Annotated in this window: 13 protein-coding genes and 1 tRNA gene; 5 read left to right on the top strand and 9 right to left on the bottom strand. The window is 58.0% G+C overall.

What is annotated here, in order from left to right:
- Nucleotides 1-172 precede the first annotated feature (172 nt).
- Together DXT96_RS02875 and rpoZ are read right to left on the bottom strand one after the other, a co-directional pair.
- Nucleotides 173-2,407: a bifunctional (p)ppGpp synthetase/guanosine-3',5'-bis(diphosphate) 3'-pyrophosphohydrolase gene (locus DXT96_RS02875; protein WP_149897998.1), complete on the bottom strand. Its 2,235-nt coding sequence runs from the start codon at nt 2,405-2,407 to the stop codon at nt 173-175.
- A gap of 132 nt (nt 2,408-2,539) precedes the next feature.
- On the bottom strand, nt 2,540-2,929 hold the full coding sequence (rpoZ, locus tag DXT96_RS02870; RefSeq protein WP_006311530.1) for a DNA-directed RNA polymerase subunit omega: 390 nt from the start codon (nt 2,927-2,929) through the stop codon (nt 2,540-2,542).
- 392 nt (nt 2,930-3,321) lie between these two features.
- On the opposite strand from rpoZ, the gene DXT96_RS02865 reads away from it, so the two are divergent.
- The gene (locus DXT96_RS02865; RefSeq protein WP_013635795.1) at nt 3,322-3,891 is read left to right on the top strand and encodes an NYN domain-containing protein; all 570 of its coding nucleotides are present in this window, start codon (nt 3,322-3,324) and stop codon (nt 3,889-3,891) included.
- Nucleotides 3,892-4,107: 216 nt separating this feature from the next.
- Complete coding sequence (locus DXT96_RS02860) at nt 4,108-5,607, top strand: globin-coupled sensor protein (protein ID WP_153513464.1); 1,500 nt, start codon at nt 4,108-4,110, stop codon at nt 5,605-5,607.
- Between the two features lie 181 nt (nt 5,608-5,788).
- Here DXT96_RS02860 and smpB read toward each other — a convergent pair whose 3' ends face one another.
- Nucleotides 5,789-6,271: an SsrA-binding protein SmpB gene (smpB, locus tag DXT96_RS02855; protein ID WP_149898000.1), complete on the bottom strand. Its 483-nt coding sequence runs from the start codon at nt 6,269-6,271 to the stop codon at nt 5,789-5,791.
- 161 nt (nt 6,272-6,432) lie between these two features.
- Complete coding sequence (dapA, locus tag DXT96_RS02850) at nt 6,433-7,317, bottom strand: 4-hydroxy-tetrahydrodipicolinate synthase (RefSeq protein ID WP_153513463.1); 885 nt, start codon at nt 7,315-7,317, stop codon at nt 6,433-6,435.
- Between the two features lie 401 nt (nt 7,318-7,718).
- Here dapA and DXT96_RS02845 point away from each other — a divergent pair, with 401 nt between their 5' ends.
- Nucleotides 7,719-9,791 carry a lytic transglycosylase domain-containing protein gene (locus tag DXT96_RS02845; protein ID WP_194287533.1) on the top strand — a complete coding sequence of 691 codons (2,073 nt, stop codon included), beginning with the start codon at nt 7,719-7,721 and terminating at the stop codon, nt 9,789-9,791.
- Between the two features lie 167 nt (nt 9,792-9,958).
- On the opposite strand, the gene DXT96_RS02840 is transcribed toward DXT96_RS02845, so the two are convergent.
- From DXT96_RS02840 to DXT96_RS02820, 4 genes are all read right to left on the bottom strand, one after another.
- Nucleotides 9,959-11,005, bottom strand: a complete 1,047-nt coding sequence (locus tag DXT96_RS02840) for a porin (RefSeq protein ID WP_153513462.1) — start codon at nt 11,003-11,005, stop codon at nt 9,959-9,961.
- A 516-nt stretch (nt 11,006-11,521) separates the two neighbouring features.
- Entirely contained in the window at nt 11,522-12,613 is a 1,092-nt protein-coding gene (locus DXT96_RS02835) for a porin (RefSeq protein WP_153513461.1), read from the bottom strand.
- Nucleotides 12,614-13,307: 694 nt separating this feature from the next.
- On the bottom strand, nt 13,308-13,616 hold the full coding sequence (locus tag DXT96_RS02825) for a hypothetical protein (RefSeq protein ID WP_153513460.1): 309 nt from the start codon (nt 13,614-13,616) through the stop codon (nt 13,308-13,310).
- Nucleotides 13,617-13,904: 288 nt separating this feature from the next.
- Nucleotides 13,905-13,995: transfer RNA gene (locus DXT96_RS02820), tRNA-Ser, on the bottom strand.
- A gap of 163 nt (nt 13,996-14,158) precedes the next feature.
- Here DXT96_RS02820 and DXT96_RS02815 point away from each other — a divergent pair.
- Nucleotides 14,159-14,500, top strand: coding sequence for a hypothetical protein (locus tag DXT96_RS02815; RefSeq protein ID WP_149898946.1), 342 nt, complete (start codon nt 14,159-14,161; stop codon nt 14,498-14,500).
- Between the two features lie 93 nt (nt 14,501-14,593).
- Nucleotides 14,594-14,770: a hypothetical protein gene (locus DXT96_RS26880; protein WP_194287532.1), complete on the top strand. Its 177-nt coding sequence runs from the start codon at nt 14,594-14,596 to the stop codon at nt 14,768-14,770.
- Nucleotides 14,771-14,773: 3 nt separating this feature from the next.
- On the opposite strand, the gene DXT96_RS02810 is transcribed toward DXT96_RS26880, so the two are convergent.
- Nucleotides 14,774-15,574 carry an aldolase/citrate lyase family protein gene (locus DXT96_RS02810; RefSeq protein ID WP_153513459.1) on the bottom strand — a complete coding sequence of 267 codons (801 nt, stop codon included), beginning with the start codon at nt 15,572-15,574 and terminating at the stop codon, nt 14,774-14,776.
- Between the last annotated feature and the right edge of the window lie 3 nt (nt 15,575-15,577).

Genomic DNA, 15,577 nt, shown 5'->3' with positions numbered 1-15,577 from the left:
ATTGGCGTTTCTCATCGGTGTAAATCCCACCGGCACGCCGCGTTCCCGTCTTCAATTTCTGAAAGGAAGATAGTCTTAAAGCCTGTCCGCGACCAGAGACAGGAAAAGGCCGCTGCCATGCAATGAATGCATAACAGCGGCCTTTTGAGTTGCAAGAGCGACTAAAAATGCCTCAATCGAAGGCACGCGCCACTGTTGATACGCAGTCTAGATCCTTCAGCTGCGACAGAAGCTGGTTCAGCTGCCGCAAATCCCAGACTTCGACATCCAGCGCCAGCTCGGAGAAGTCAGTGCCGATGCGGACCATGTTCAGGCCGCGAATATTGACATCGAGCGTCGCGATCGATTGCGCCACCGAGGCGAGCGTGCCCGGCTCGTTCAGCGCATTGATCATCACCCGCGCCATGAAGCGTGACTTGTTCGCCTCATCGAGGTCCCAGCGGACATCAATCCAGCGCTCCGGCTCATCGTCGAAACGCTGCAGCGCCGGCGCCTGAATGGGATAGATGGTGATGCCCTTGCCTTTTTCCATGATGCCGACGATGCGGTCTCCCGGAACGGCGCCGGCGGCACCGAAATGCACATCGACATTGCCGGAAAGGCCGCGGATCGGCAGCGGGTCGGGTCCGTCCAGCATCTCGGCCGCGCCATCGTCCTCCAGAACGGAGCGCGACTTTCCGGGGATCTTGAAGACCATACCGGAGGCGCTGCGCATGTTGAACCAGCCATCGTCGCCGGTCATCTTCACCGTCACGCGCTCGTCCTGATAGTCCGGATAGACCGCACGCAGCACATCGAGCGAGGAGACCTCACCGCGACCGACGGCGGCGATGGCGTCTTCGACATCCTTCTGCGCCAGACGATGCAGCACAGGCTTTAAAGCTTCCCGCGAGAAAGCCTTGCCGGCGCGCTCGAAAGTACGCTCGAGAATGCGATAACCGAGGCCGGAATATTGCTTGCGGATGGCCATGCGGGTGGCGCGGCGGATGGCCGAGCGGGCCTTGCCCGTCACCACCACCTCTTCCCATGCGGCCGGCGGCACCTGCACGCCGGAGCGGATGATCTCCACCTCGTCGCCATTGTTCAGGCGGGTGACGAGCGGCATGATCCGCCCGTTGATCTTCGCGCCGACGGTGGTGTCACCGATATTGGTGTGAACGGCATAAGCAAAGTCGATAGGCGTCGCGCCGCGCGGCAGGGCGATGAGCTTGCCCTTGGGCGTGAAGCAGAATACCTGGTCCTGGAAGAGTTCAAGCTTGGTGTGTTCGAGGAATTCTTCCGGGCTGTCGCCTTCGGCCAGTGATTCGATGGTGTGGCGCAGCCAGGAATAGGCATTCGATTCCGGCGAGAGCAGATCGCCCTCCCCGTTTTCACCATCCTTATAGAGTGCATGGGCAGCGATACCGAATTCGGCGATTTCATGCATGCGCTTGGTGCGGATCTGCAGCTCGATACGCTGGCGTGACGGGCCGACGATGGTGGTGTGGATGGAGCGATAATCGTTCTGCTTCGGCGTCGAGATATAATCCTTGAAGCGGCCCGGCACCACGCGCCAGCGAGTGTGCACGATGCCAAGCGCCCGGTAGCAGCCGGGAATATCGTCCACCAGAATACGAAAACCGTAAACATCGGAAAGCTGCTCGAAGGAGAGCGACTTCGACTGCATCTTGCGGAACACCGAATAGGGCTTCTTCTGACGCCCCTTGACGTTGGTGCCGAGCAACCCGTTGGCCACCAGAAGCTCGCGCAACTCGTCCTCGATCTTCTTGATGAGGCCTTCATTGCGGGTTTCCAGCTCCTGCAGACGGTTGGTCACCGTCTCATAGGCTTCCGGGTTGAGATATCGGAAGGACAGGTCTTCCAGCTCGTCGCGCATATCCTGCATACCCATGCGGCCGGCGAGCGGCGCATAGATTTCCATCGTCTCCTCGGAAATGCGGCTGCGCTTGTCGGCAGGCATATATTCCATGGTACGCATATTGTGCAGGCGGTCGGCGAGCTTGACCAGAAGAACGCGCACGTCGTCGGAAATGGCGAGCAACAACTTGCGCAGGTTTTCGGCCTGCTTGGCCTTGCGGGTGACGAGGTCAAGCTTCTTGAGCTTGGTCAGCCCTTCCACCAGCCGGCCGATATCTTCACCGAAGAGTTCATCGATTTCGGCGCGGGTGGCCGTGGTGTCCTCGATCGTATCGTGCAGCAACGCCACCGCGATGGTCGATTCGTCGAGATGCATTTCCGTGAGGATTGCGGCAACTTCCAGCGGATGCGAGATATAGGGGTCGCCATTGGCCCGCTTCTGCTGGCCATGTTTTTGCATGGCATAAACATAGGCCTTGTTCAGCAGGGCCTCATTCGCATCCGGTTTATATTTTTGAACCCGCTCGACGAGTTCGTATTGCCGCATCATGCGATATTCCACAAAAAGAAAGCGCGCCAACCATGGGGTCGGCGCACAATGCTGCATCAATAGGGATCAGATTATGACGGGAAATATTGACAGACGGTAACCACCGCCTGCCAATGGCGTCATAAACTTAGATCAATAGTCGTCATTTTTTTCCGGCGGCACAAGGCCTTCGATACCGGCCAGCAGTTCTTCTTCCGACATCTGGTCGAAAGTAACGGTTTCCGGCTGGTCGTCGTCTTCGCCATCGGCAGCGGAGGCGGCAAGCGTGACCGGATCGGGCTCGGGCTCGTCAACTTCCACATGCTTCTGCAGCGAATGGATAAGGTCTTCCTTCAGATCGTCCGGAGACAGCGTCTCGTCAGCGATTTCGCGCAGCGCCACGACCGGGTTCTTGTCGTTGTCACGGTCAACCGTGATGGAGGAGCCCTGGGAAATCTGGCGTGCACGGTGGCTGGCGAGAAGCACCAGTTCGAAACGGTTGTCTACTTTATCAATGCAATCTTCAACTGTGACGCGGGCCATTGCCTGTCCTTTGCGTGTCGTAATGTCGTGGATCAGAGCGCCGTGCTTTCTTCGGGGTGCACAAGGGATGCTCTAACCTATTGAATCTGCGCTTCGTGCCTTGCGAAAAACATTCAGGATTTCACGCGACGAAGCTTTCCAGCTTCCGATACAGCCATTGGCCGCGGAATTCAAGTTTTTCCTGTCTTTGGCGTCTTTTGGCACCTTATTGCCGATGTTTGGCGTCTGATGAACAAAATGTCTAGAAAAATTGTCTTGGAATACGGGGGAAGGTAGCTTACTTAAAACGCAACGGCGGTACGCGAAGCTCGTTGATACGACATGACTTTTTGCGTTATCGACCGGAAATAAAAGCCAGATAATGGCCTTTCCAAAAAAAGGAATGGGATGGAATGTTCGATCCACGGGAGAAAATTGCGCTCTTCATAGACGGAGCCAATCTTTATGCAGCATCGAAAAGCCTGGGATTCGATATCGACTACCGCAAGCTCCTGAAGGCCTTTCAAAAGCGTGGATACCTGCTGCGCGCCTATTATTACACCGCATTGATCGAGGATCAGGAATATTCCTCGATCCGTCCGCTGATCGACTGGCTGGATTATAACGGCTACAAGGTCGTGACGAAGCCGGCGAAGGAATTCACCGACGCGCTCGGTCGCCGCAAGATCAAGGGCAACATGGACATCGAACTGGCAGTCGATGCCATGGAACAGTCCGAGACCGTCGATCACCTGGTACTGTTTTCCGGCGACGGCGATTTTACCAAGCTGGTGGATGCGCTGCAGCGCAAGGGCCGCAAGGTTTCCGTGGTTTCCACCATGGCAACGCAGCCCGCCATGATCGCCGACGATCTGCGCCGGCAGGCCGATCACTTCATCGACCTGATGACGCTGAAGGCCGAGATCGGGCGCGACCCGAACGAGCGCCCTGCCCGGCATGTCGAAAGCCCTGAGACGATCTGATCCAAGTTTTTGCTGCGACGAAATCATAAACGCGTCCGTCCTGAAAAGACGGGCGCGTTTCTGTTTGCACTATGCCAGCGAGGTAAAAATTCTTTTTAGAATTAACAAACATCAAATTCGGTAAGTCGAAATTATAACTTGGTTAATTTTAGACGTGTCTAAAAGACGTAACGGCGCCAACGATGTGATTTCGGTGCCAAATCAGGATATTTAGACATGCATGGCCAAGCAAAAACCGACCGACAACTCGATGAAAGACTGAATTTTCTGGGACTTGGCCACGAACAGCGGCAAAATCTCTCCGAGATGAAAGGTGTCATCACCGGCTCGCTCGATGCTTCGCTCGACCGTTTTTATGCCAAGGTTCGCTCGGTGCCGGAGACGGCAAAGTTCTTCGCCAACGATGCGCATATCCACCATGCCAAGAGCATGCAGCTGAAACACTGGGCGAGGATCGCCTCCGGCACGTTCAACGGCGATTATACCGACGCCGTCACCGCCATCGGCCGCACCCATGCCAGGCTGGGGCTGGAGCCGCGCTGGTATATTGGCGGTTATGCGCTGATGCTCGATGGCATCGTCAAGGCCGTCATCAGTTCCGAACTGAAGGGCCTCTTCATGGAGAAGAAGGCCAAAAAATTGAAGGACGGGCTGTCCGCCACCATCAAGGCCGCCCTTCTGGACATGGACTATTCGATCTCCGTCTATCTCGACGTGCTGGCCGCCGAGAGGCTCAAGGTGGAGGCTGAGCAGGCGCAGATGAAGAAGGAACAGGAGCACGTTCTCGAACTGCTAAACAATGCGCTGAACAAGCTGGCCAATGGCGACCTCACCTCTAGCATCGGCGAAAAGACCGCGCCGCAATTTGAAGGGCTGATCGCCAATTTCAACGCCGCGGTCGGCAATCTCTCCGGCGCCTTTGCGCAGATCGTCGAAGAGGCCAACAAGATTTCCGGCAACACCCGTGAGCTGACCTCTGCGACTGACGATATGGCCCGCAGGACCGAACAGCAGGCCGCCGCCCTTGAGGAAACCGCCGCCGCCGTCGAGGAAATCACCACCATTTCCAAACTCTCGGCGCAGCGCTCGGAAGAGGCCAAGGCCATCGTCGAAAGCTCGGCCGTTGAGGCAGCGCGCTCGCGGGATGTGGTGACGGAAGCCGTCAAGGCGATGGGCGCCATCGAGGAATCGTCGCAGAAGATCACCCAGATCATTTCCGTCATCGACGAGATCTCGTTCCAGACCAACCTTCTGGCGCTGAATGCCGGTGTGGAGGCCGCACGCGCCGGTGAAGCGGGCAAGGGTTTTGCGGTCGTCGCCCAGGAAGTGCGCGAGCTTGCCCAACGCTCGGCCAATGCGGCCAAGGAAATCAAGACGCTGATCGCCAAATCCTCAGACGATGTGATGCAGGGTGTGTCGCTGGTCAACAAGACGGGCGAATCCCTGAATACGATCGGTAACAAGGTGGATCACATTCAGGAACATATCGCCTCGCTGACCAAGGCGGCGCAGGAGCAGTCCGTCGGCATTCAGGAAATCAGCGCCGCCATCAACAGCATGGACAATCTGACCCAGAAGAATGCGGCCATGGTGGAAGAAACCAATGCGGCCACACATAATCTGAGCGATGTCAGCGCCAATCTCGCAGCGCTGGTCAGCAAGTTCAGCGTCTCGGCTTCGAGGACTTATGTGGAGCGGACTTATAGGGCTGCCTGAGACTTGACCGGAGTGATCTTCACTCTGTCACCCCGGACCTGATCCGGGGTCCAGCGCGATCAAGTCCTTGATCGCGAGAAAGACCTTTCACGGCGCAGACGCGCCGTGGCTGGATGCCGGATCTAGTGCGGCATGAAGCAGGAGCATGCGGCGAAAGGCGGCAACCCCTGCCCGGCAGAACTCACTGCGAATTACCTTTCAGAATCCGAGACTTCTGCCGGTTCCAGTCGCGTTCCTTCTCCGTCTCGCGCTTGTCGTGCAGCTTCTTGCCCTTGGCGAGCGCCAGCTCCAGCTTCGCGCGGCCCTGGTCGTTGAAATAGACCTTCAGCGGCACCAGCGTCATGCCGTCGCGGTTGATGCCGGCGCGCAGGCGGCTGATCTCGCGTTTGCTTAACAGCAGCTTGCGGCGGCGGCGCGGCTCATGGTTGAACCGGTTGGCCTGCAGATATTCCGGCAGGTGGGAATTGATCAGCCAGATTTCATCGCCCTCGTCCGAAGCGTAGGATTCGGCGATGTTCGCCTTGCCTTCGCGCAACGACTTGACCTCGGTGCCGGTCAGCACGATGCCCGCCTCGTAGGTGTCGATGATTTCGTAGTTGAAGCGAGCCTTGCGGTTTTCCGCAACGATCTTGTTCACCACGCGCTGGCTGCCTTTGGGGGCCATGATATTTCAATCCCTTGTTTTTCTTATTGCGCCGCAGCCTGTCGGCCAGAGCGGTTTTCGAGCCTCTATTTAGTATCGTCGCCGCAAAAAGAAAAGGCGCGCGGAGCCGCTTCTGTCGCGAAGCGGTCCCATTGCGCGCCTTTAAGGCTTTAAGGCGTCTCTTAGTTCATCAGGCCGGCATGTTTCAGCGCCGCGTCAATCGCCGCTTCGGTCGCCGGTTCCAGCGTGCTCATCAATGGCGAGCGGACCCGGCGGTTGCCGCCACGTGTCTTCGACAGCGCATATTTCGTGCCGCAGACGCCCGGCTCCAGGAAGATCGCCCGGTGCAGCGGCATCAGGCGATCCTGATACTCCAGAGCCTTGGCGTAGTCACCGGCCAGCATTGCCGCCTGGAATTCCGAACAGAGGCGCGGTGCGACATTGGCCGTAACCGAAATGCAGCCGACGCCGCCATGGGCGTTGAAACCGAGTGCCGTGCCATCCTCACCCGAGAGCTGAATGAAATCCTTGCCGCAGGAAATGCGCTGTTCGGAAACGCGGTCGAGCTTGCCCGTCGCATCCTTGACGCCGACGATGTTCCTGTGCGCCTTGACCAGCGCACCCATGGTTTCCGGCGACATGTCCACCACCGAGCGCGGCGGGATATTGTAGATGACGATCGGCAGTTTCACCGCTTCGGCAACAGCGGAGAAATGAGCGAACAGGCCCTTCTGCGTCGGCTTGTTGTAATAGGGGGTGACCACCAGCAGCGCATCCGCGCCGGCTTCCTGCGCGTGGAGCGCAAGCTCTATCGCTTCATCCGTATTGTTGGAGCCTGCGCCCGCGATGACCGGAACCCGTTTCGCCGCAACCTCGATGCACAGTTCAACAACCCGTTTGTGCTCATCGTGGGAAAGCGTCGGGGATTCCCCCGTCGTACCCACGGGCACAAGGCCCTTGCTGCCTTCGGCGATCTGCCATTCAACATGGGCGGCAAACGCCTGTTCGTCCACGGCGCCATTGTCCGTGAACGGGGTAATGAGGGCGGGAATAGATCCCTTGAACATGCAAAGCTCCTGGCGCCGAGCCGGTTCATGCTTCGGCCGCATTCGATGGTTAAAACCGGCACACATTAGTGCCAGCCCTTGGCGCCGACAAGCGCAAAGGCAGCCTATTTTGCCCGAAATTGTCGGAAGTGTGACAGTCCGGAAACGTCACACCACAGTTAAAAAATCGCGGCGGCGAAATTGCAGGCCGCTCGCGAGCCGGTGAATAAAAGTTGATGGGACTGCGCGGCGGGCGGTTAAGGTTTCGTTAATCTCAATATCCGTAGATTCAATGCAGAACACGAGGGCGGGATACGAAACCAAGCTTCAAGCGATTTGCGCAATCCCGCTGCAATGAAACGACAATACAAGAACGACAATACAAGAAGGTCGATTGTTTCCGTCTGACGATGAAGAACGGTATGAAAAAAACAGTTTGGGGATTGATGGCGGCGGGCCTCGCCGCAACCGTTTGGAACGCGCTGGCCGGGCCTTTGCCGGAAGGTGCGGTGCCGCTTCCCTATGTGAAGCCGAATGCGCCAACCGTTCCCGCCTTCATGCCGGCCTCGCCCGAGATTACCGGCGCCATACCGCGCCTTAACCGCCCCGATGATGCAAGCCAATTGAAGGCCGGCCTTGATGCGCTCTCCAGCCGCGATGCGACGCGGGCGATTGCGCTGCGCAACACCATGCCGACCGGCAGCCTGGACCGGCACATCTTGTCTTGGGCGATTGCCGTTTCCGGCCAGAAGGATGTGCCTTCGTCCGAGATCGCCACCGCCCAGCGCGAGCTTACCGGCTGGCCGGGTGCAGCCACCCTGCGGGCCAACTCCGAAAAAGCGCTTTACCGCGAAGATCCGCCAGCGCCCCAGGTGCTTGCCGCCTTCGGCAGCAGCCGGCCGGAAACGGCCGAGGGCACCGTGGTGCTTGCCAAGGCGCTCGCCTCCTCCGGCAAGGTGGTGGACTCCCAGCGTCTCATTCGCCAGCTCTGGGTCAGCGAAGGCATGGACAAGGACATGGAAGACCGTGTGCTTGCCGAGTTTCCCGCCTATCTGACGCCCGCCGATCACAAGGCGCGCATGGATTATCTGATGTATCGCAGCCGTATCGGCCAGGCGAAGCGTTTCGGCGATCTCGGCAAGGCGCAGTCGCTTTATAATGCCTGGGCAGCCGTTCTGCAGCGATCCGCCACTGCCGGCACCCTGCTCGGCAAGGTTGACGCCAACTGGCGCAGCGACACCGCTTTTCTCTTCGCGCGGATCGAAAACCTGCGCAACCAGCAGAAATATCCCGAAGCCGCAGCACTTTTGAAGCAGGCCCCGAAAGAGGCGGCCAAACTCGTCAATCCCGGCGAGTGGTGGAACGAACGGCGTATCATCGCGCGTGGCCTTGCCGATCTCGGCGATTTTGCCGAAGCCTATCGCATCGTCGCCAATCATTCGGCCACCTCGCCCGTCGATATCGCCGATGCGGAGTTCCATGCGGGCTGGTATGCGCTCAGAGCACTGCGCGATCCGGCGGCGGCTTCGCGCCACTTCGACACGCTGTTGCAGACCTCGAACCGGCCGCTTTCCGCCTCGCGCGCCTATTATTGGCTCGGACGGTCGGCGGAAGCGGGCGGACCGGGTAATGCCCGTGACTTCTTCACCAAGGCCGCCGCCCATCCCGGCACGTTTTACGGCCAGCTGGCCGCCGCACGGATAGGCACCACGACGCTGAACGTCACCTATCCGAGCCCAAGCACCGGTGACCGGGAACGCTTCGCCGGTCGTGAGGCCGTGCGCGCCATCGACCGGCTGGAGGCCGCCGGTTATAGCTGGCGGGCCGACAGTCTTTACCGCTCGCTGGCCGACCAGCTGGACAGCCCAGGCGAGCTTGCCATTCTGGCGGCAAGGGCGGAAGGCAACGGCAATCATCAGGTTTCGCTGCAGATCGGCAAGACGGCCTTCAGCCGCGGCATCGATGCGGCAGCGCTCGCCTATCCGCTCGGCGTCATTCCCGCCAGCGCCAATATTGCCGGCTCAGGCAAGGCGCTCGCCTATGCCATCGCCCGGCAGGAAAGTGCTTTCAACCCCTCCGCCGTCTCCGCCGCCAATGCCCGCGGCCTGCTGCAATTGCTGCCGGGAACAGCCAAGGGCGTAGCCGGTCGCCACGGCCTGCCCTACACACAGGCGATGTTGACCAGTGATGCGGGCTACAACGCCACACTCGGCGCGCATTATCTCGGCGAGCAGATCGACAGTTTCGGCGGTTCCTACATCCTCACCTTCATCGCGTACAACGCCGGGCCGAAACGCGTGCCGGAGTGGATTGCCCGTTATGGCGACCCGCGTGGCAAGCCGATCGATGAGGTGGTGGACTGGATCGAGCGCATCCCCTTCCCCGAAACGCGCAACTATGTGCAGCGGGTGATGGAAAATTATCAGGTCTACAAGACCCGGCTTGGGCAGCAGGCCGATATTGTCGACGATCTGCGCCATGGGCGTGCGGGGTAAGCCGATCTCACCGGCCGAAAGTCATCTCAGAACATTCAAGCACCGGCTGGCCCGGTGCTTTTTTATTTCGTGAATCCGAGTAGCGGACGCTTCGATGTGTGATGCATTCAAACGAAAAACCCCGGCATTTCTGCCGGGGTTTCCATCACTGACAATGTCAGATCAGATTAGAACGTGCGCTGAAGGCGAACGAAACCGGTCCAGCTGTCGCCAGTCGGTCCATCGACGTCCTGGTAGTTGGCGGTAACCTTGGCATCCAGACCCTGGGTGATCTTGTAATCAACCGTCAGGCCAGCGCGCCATGCATCGTTGTCGCCGGTGAAGTCACCGTCCGGAGCGATGTCGATCGTGCCGAGGTACTGAGCAGCAGGCGTAATGGTCAGCTTGTCAGTTGCCTTGATGGCGTATTCAGCAGCAACTGCCCACTCGGACTCTTCGTAGTAGTAGTTTGCGCCAGAAGCCCAAACGCCAGAGAGACCGAATGTGCCAGGACCGATGTCAGCATACAGGATAGCGCGGATTGCGCCGTTTTCCTGGTCCGTGTCGTAGGAGCCGAGCAGGTTGGCGGAGATCGCACCGAACTTGGCGCCAATGATACCGCTTACGCCAACGTTGTTCGGGCCTTCGAAGGTGCCGCCCTTGACGACGCCGAGGTTAGAAGTGCCGTCACGTACGGAGTCGAGCTCTTCAACGCTGATGCCAGCGTAGAAGGAACCAGCATCGTAGGTGTAACGCAGAGCGTTGCCACGAGTGGTGTTCGAAGACAGGATGTCGGTTTCGCCGGAGAGATCGTCATCCCACCAGGTGTACATGTAACCGACCTTCAGGCCGCCGAGTTCGATGAAAGCCTGGTCGACGTTGACGCCACGGTCGGTGTCGTTGTCAGCCTGACCACGCAGACCGATGTAGCCGCGCAGAGCACCGAGTTCGGTGTCGGTGCGGGTGTCGATGTTGAACTGGGCGCGCGTGAACGAGTTCCAGTCAGACGTACCGGACTTGTTGCGACCGAAGTCCGTCTGGAAACGGATGTAACCGTCGAACTTCAGGCAGGTTTCGGTGCCGGGGATGTAGAAGAAGCCGGTGCCGAAAGCGTCGCAAACGCGAACGTATTCGAGGGGCTCAGGTTCAGCAGCGACGATAGCGTCAGCGGCCTGTGCGCCGGATACTGCTGCGAGAGCTGCAGCGGAGCCGATAAGAAGGCTCTTGATGTTCATGGTTGACCTCCAGTCAAACGCTTAATCTTCGTAAGCAGCGAGTGGGAAAACACAAATAAATGCGTGCCGCTTATGAACATGATTAGAGCCAAAACCGGCCGCAGAGGCAATCGCAATCATGACAAGAGGAAGACAGTAAGGTGTCCTTAGTTTTTCATTGTTGCGAAATAGCTACAATTCTAACCGACAGGGCCGCGTTTATTAAAGAATCGTTAATAAACAATGGTTTTCAGATACTTAACGAAGCCGCAAGCTGATCCGCTCCCGTAAAACGCATTCGACCGCCAAAATCCCGACATAGCCGGGCCACGGGAATTTGTCCAAAAGGCGATTGTATTGGCTGAGAATCAACTTCTTTTCGCCGCCGCACGAGAATCAGCTTGGGAGCAAGGTTTACAGTCTCCGCTTCGGCAACACACATGTGTAAGCGAATCAGCAAAAGATGAGTCGACCGGCCAAACAAAAAAACCCGGCTCAAAGAGCCGGGCTTTCCATCACTGACAATGTCAGATCAGATTAGAACGTGCGCTGAAGGCGAACGAAACCAGTCCACTGGTCGCCACCGCCGTTAACACCGGTAGTGCCGTCTACGTCCTGGTAGTTAACCGAAACGAGCGTGGAGAGGCCCTGGGTGATCTTGTAGCCAACAGCTACACCAGCGCGCCATGCGTCACGGTCGCCAACGAAGTCGCCGTTAGCATTGATGTCCAGAGTGCTGAAGTACTGAGCGCCGGGGGTGATGGTCAGCTTGTCAGTTGCCTTGATGGCGTATTCAGCAGCAACAGTCCACTCAGACTCTTCGTAGTAAGCGTTTGCGCCAGAAGCCCATACGCCGGAGAGGCCGAGGGTGCCGGGGCCGATGTCAGCCGTGACGATTGCACGGATAGCACCGTTTTCAGCATCGGTGTCGTAACCGCCAAGCAGGTTAGCCTTAACAGCGCCGAAGTTGCCGCCGATGATGGCGCTGATACCAACGTTGTTGTCGCGCTCGCCCTTAGCAAGGGTGTAGTTCAGCTGCGAAACGCCGAGGTTGTTGGTCAGGTTGCCAACGCCGTTACCGGCAACAACAGCTTCCAGTTCTTCAACTGCAACACCAGCGTAGAAGGAGCCGGCATCGTAGGTGTAACGGATAGCGTTCAGACGCGTGAAGTTCGAAGACAGGTTATCAACTTCGCCAGAGAGACCATCATCCCACCAGTTGTAGTAGTAACCAACCTTCAGGCCGCCGAGCTCGATGAAAGCCTGATCGACAACAACGCCGCGTGCGTTGTCGTTGTTAGCCTGGCCACGGAAACCGATGTAGCCACGCAGAGCGCCGAGTTCGGTGTCGGTGCGGGTGTCGATGTTGAACTGGGCGCGCGTGAACGAGTTCCAGTCAGACGTACCGGAAGCGTTGCGACCGAAGTCCGTCTGGAAACGGATGTAACCGTCGAACTTCAGGCAGGTTTCGGTGCCGGGGATGTAGAAGAAGCCAGTGCCGAAAGCGTCGCAAACGCGAACGTATTCGAGGGGCTCAGGCTCAGCAGCGACGATAGCGTCAGCAGCCTGGGCGCCGGATACTGCTGCGAGAGCCGCAGCGGAGCCGATAAGAAGGCTCTTGATGTTCATGATTGACCTCCAGTCAAAGTTTTTAATTGGGTTTGGGTACTTTTAGCTGAAGGACAGCATTCCCTGCCCCATTCCCGTGTTCTTAGAAGCCAAACGATCCACCGCCTCGCTTCTGGTCGTGAAAATACAAAAGGTTTCGCCGCTTGCAATCGCGAACATCCGATAAATAGCATTTACGTATATGCTTCATTTCGGTTTGTTGCGGAAACAACACACAGCGCCACGTCGGGCGGCAGAGGCTTTTACAATGCGTTAAGAATTTCCTTGAAAATCCGTTAGTTAGCGAGGTTAACAAGGTCTTTCTAAACTACCGGCTTTTTCGGCGATGTGTTGCTCTGCCGGTGGCATGTATGGGAAATTTTTGCTTTGATCGATCGTGGCACATGACACCACACAGATGCGCCTGTCAGGAAATGGCAGGAAAATCCTTCATCCGGCGGCTGATTCACCGGATAACGATTCGAAGCGTGGAACATGTTGGCGATTTGGCAAATCGATTTACTCTCGGCGCGTGCTGTACCTTGTTGACACAAGCGCTTCCGTTTCGGGCTTCCGTCCTGGGCGATCTCGCCGTCGTGGCCGCCCCTATCTATGGGGGCCGCGATGCCAGTCGGATTTACCGACTGGCCTGGCCTCAAAAATCACCATGGAGATCGACCGGCCCTTAGCGCTCAGGATGAACCGGTGGCAACACTTAGATGCCGTCCACCGCCACATCGAGCGAATGTCGATCAATGCGCTCTTGAAGCGCGGCCACAACGGCGTGCAGGAACTCTCGGCGGCGAGGCTCGGCGGCTGTCGCCAGCGTCATTGTCAGTCGCCCGCGAATCTTGCTCATGAAACCCACGTGGTCAAAGCGGTCGGCAGCGATATTTACTTCGACCTCCTCCATATAGTGCGACAGATGCGATCCCAGTTCAAGATTCGCGTCCATCTGGTACCGAGCGGCCATCTGCTCTGCAAGCGTGCCCATCTGCACATAGGGGCCGTATTCGTCGATCATCAAATCTCCTTCGCATGCCTGAAAAACCTAGATAGGTGCTCTTTGTCAAAGAACGAGATGTATCCGGGATCATCCGCACAAAACACTGGATCAAATTTCTAAAATATGCGTGATCGACCAGCAGGCATACTCCAGACTACTGAAGGCCCATCAACGCGCGTTTGGCTGCACGACAAAGAGAGTCAAAGCGTGGGCTGCAACTTGGCGGGCGCCTGCAACGCGCAGACAAATGAACGACAAACCAGCCAGCCTGAATTGTCCAACAATATAAGTCCTGGGAAAATTTGATGGCGGAGAGGATGGGATTCGAACCCACGATACGCTTTTGACGTATACTCCCTTAGCAGGGGAGCGCCTTCGACCACTCGGCCACCTCTCCGGTGCGGCCTGATTATTGCGTAAAAAAAATGAATGCAAGGGTTTTTCGCCAAGAAGCCGAAAAACCTGTTGGCTGAACAGCCGCGCGCGAAACTTTGCGGGCAATTCGGGAACTTCTTTAAGGTCGGCACGTTCTCGCTTCGGTAACAAAAGAGGTGTTTCTAATGGCTCAGACCAAACTGAATGTTGTCGAAGACACGATCGAAAACCAGATTGCCGAGCTGCGCTCGCAAATCTCGTCGCTCTCCAAATCCGTTTCCGCCCGCGCGGAAGGCGTGAGTGAGGATGCATCCGAATTTCTGGACGAGGCACGCGGCCGCGTTCGCAAGGCTGCGAGCAATGTCCGTGCCCAGGGCCAGAATGTGGTGGAAGCAGTCAAGGAAAATCCCGGTACGGCAACCTCGCTGCTGACGATCGTCGGCGCACTCGGTTTCGCAATCGGTTATGCGGTTGGTGCGGGCACGCAGCAGAACTCGTCGAACAGCAGCCTTTATCGCTGGCGCTGATTGCCGCACGAGCGTTAGAATTCAGGCAAGGCGGCAAAGTCCCGCCTTGCCTTTTTTGCATTGATGTCAAGACAACCAGAATGGGGGCCAGAAATGCTGTTCAGCAACGATCTTGAAGAGGCATTGGTGGATTTTGCCAGAGATCATGGCATCGACAGGGACGAGGCCATCCACCGCATCGTCCGCGCCGCCCTTATCAACAGCGGCTACCTCGCCTCCGGCGAAGAAGGCATTCCGCCGGAAAAGCTGAATGCCAGCAACGATGATTGAGGCTTAGTAGCCGGATTTCGACGGCGCAGGCGCTGCCCCGCCCTTGTAGCGGGCGGACAGGGAGCGCAGCGTGTTGGAAAATTCCGTGACGTCGGCGCCAACGGCGACGAAGGATGCGCCAAGTTCGAGATAACGGCGATTATAGGCCTCATTGAATGTGAGAATGCCGGCGGCCTTGCCGGCCGCGACGATCTTGACGATCGCCGCTTCGATCATCGCCTGCACTTCCGGCTCGTCGATCCTGCCGAGATAGCCCATGTCGGCAGCGAGATCCGCCGGGCCGATGAAGACGCCATCCACGCCTTCCACCGCAAGAATATTGTCGAGATCGTTGATCGCGGCGCGCGTTTCGGCCTGCACCAGCAGACAGACGCTATCGGAGGCGCTGTCGGCGTAGTCGGTTATGGTGTTGAAGGCCGACGCACGGGCCACAGCCGCCCCCATGCCGCGGATGCCGCGCGGCGGATAATGCATGGCGCTGACCAAACCTTCAGCCTGCGCGGCCGAATCGACCATCGGCACGAGGAGCGTGCGTGCGCCTGCATCCAGAAGCTGCTTGATCATCCAGCTTTCGCCGACCGGCACGCGCACCACGGGTTCTGCCGGCGACGTGGCGAGCGCCCGCAGCTGATCGATGATGCTGCGCAGATCGTTCGGACCGTGCTCACCATCGATCACCAGCCAGTCGAAACCCGCGGTTCCGGCAATTTCCGCGGTAATGGCCTCGCCCATATCGAGCCAGAGGCCAATCTGCGGCTTGCCGGCATGGATGGCGGTTTTGAAACGGTTTTCGGGAGCAGGCATGAT

The organism is Agrobacterium sp. ICMP 6402, from assembly GCF_009498615.1.
In the GTDB taxonomy this organism is placed as follows: Bacteria; Pseudomonadota; Alphaproteobacteria; order Rhizobiales; family Rhizobiaceae; genus Agrobacterium; species Agrobacterium burrii.
Note: the sequence above shows the minus strand (reverse complement) of the source record. Positions and strands in the feature narration are given on the sequence as shown.

Coding starts and splice junctions, on each gene's coding strand:
- DXT96_RS02875 (WP_149897998.1), bottom strand. CDS start 2,407: ATGATGCGGCAATACGAACTCGTCGAGCGGGTTCAAAAATATAAACCG.
- rpoZ (WP_006311530.1), bottom strand. CDS start 2,929: ATGGCCCGCGTCACAGTTGAAGATTGCATTGATAAAGTAGACAACCGT.
- DXT96_RS02865 (WP_013635795.1), top strand. CDS start 3,322: ATGTTCGATCCACGGGAGAAAATTGCGCTCTTCATAGACGGAGCCAAT.
- DXT96_RS02860 (WP_153513464.1), top strand. CDS start 4,108: ATGCATGGCCAAGCAAAAACCGACCGACAACTCGATGAAAGACTGAAT.
- smpB (WP_149898000.1), bottom strand. CDS start 6,271: ATGGCCCCCAAAGGCAGCCAGCGCGTGGTGAACAAGATCGTTGCGGAA.
- dapA (WP_153513463.1), bottom strand. CDS start 7,317: ATGTTCAAGGGATCTATTCCCGCCCTCATTACCCCGTTCACGGACAAT.
- DXT96_RS02845 (WP_194287533.1), top strand. CDS start 7,719: ATGAAAAAAACAGTTTGGGGATTGATGGCGGCGGGCCTCGCCGCAACC.
- DXT96_RS02840 (WP_153513462.1), bottom strand. CDS start 11,005: ATGAACATCAAGAGCCTTCTTATCGGCTCCGCTGCAGCTCTCGCAGCA.
- DXT96_RS02835 (WP_153513461.1), bottom strand. CDS start 12,613: ATGAACATCAAGAGCCTTCTTATCGGCTCCGCTGCGGCTCTCGCAGCA.
- DXT96_RS02825 (WP_153513460.1), bottom strand. CDS start 13,616: ATGATCGACGAATACGGCCCCTATGTGCAGATGGGCACGCTTGCAGAG.
- DXT96_RS02815 (WP_149898946.1), top strand. CDS start 14,159: ATGGCTCAGACCAAACTGAATGTTGTCGAAGACACGATCGAAAACCAG.
- DXT96_RS26880 (WP_194287532.1), top strand. CDS start 14,594: ATGCTGTTCAGCAACGATCTTGAAGAGGCATTGGTGGATTTTGCCAGA.
- DXT96_RS02810 (WP_153513459.1), bottom strand. CDS start 15,574: ATGCCTGCTCCCGAAAACCGTTTCAAAACCGCCATCCATGCCGGCAAG.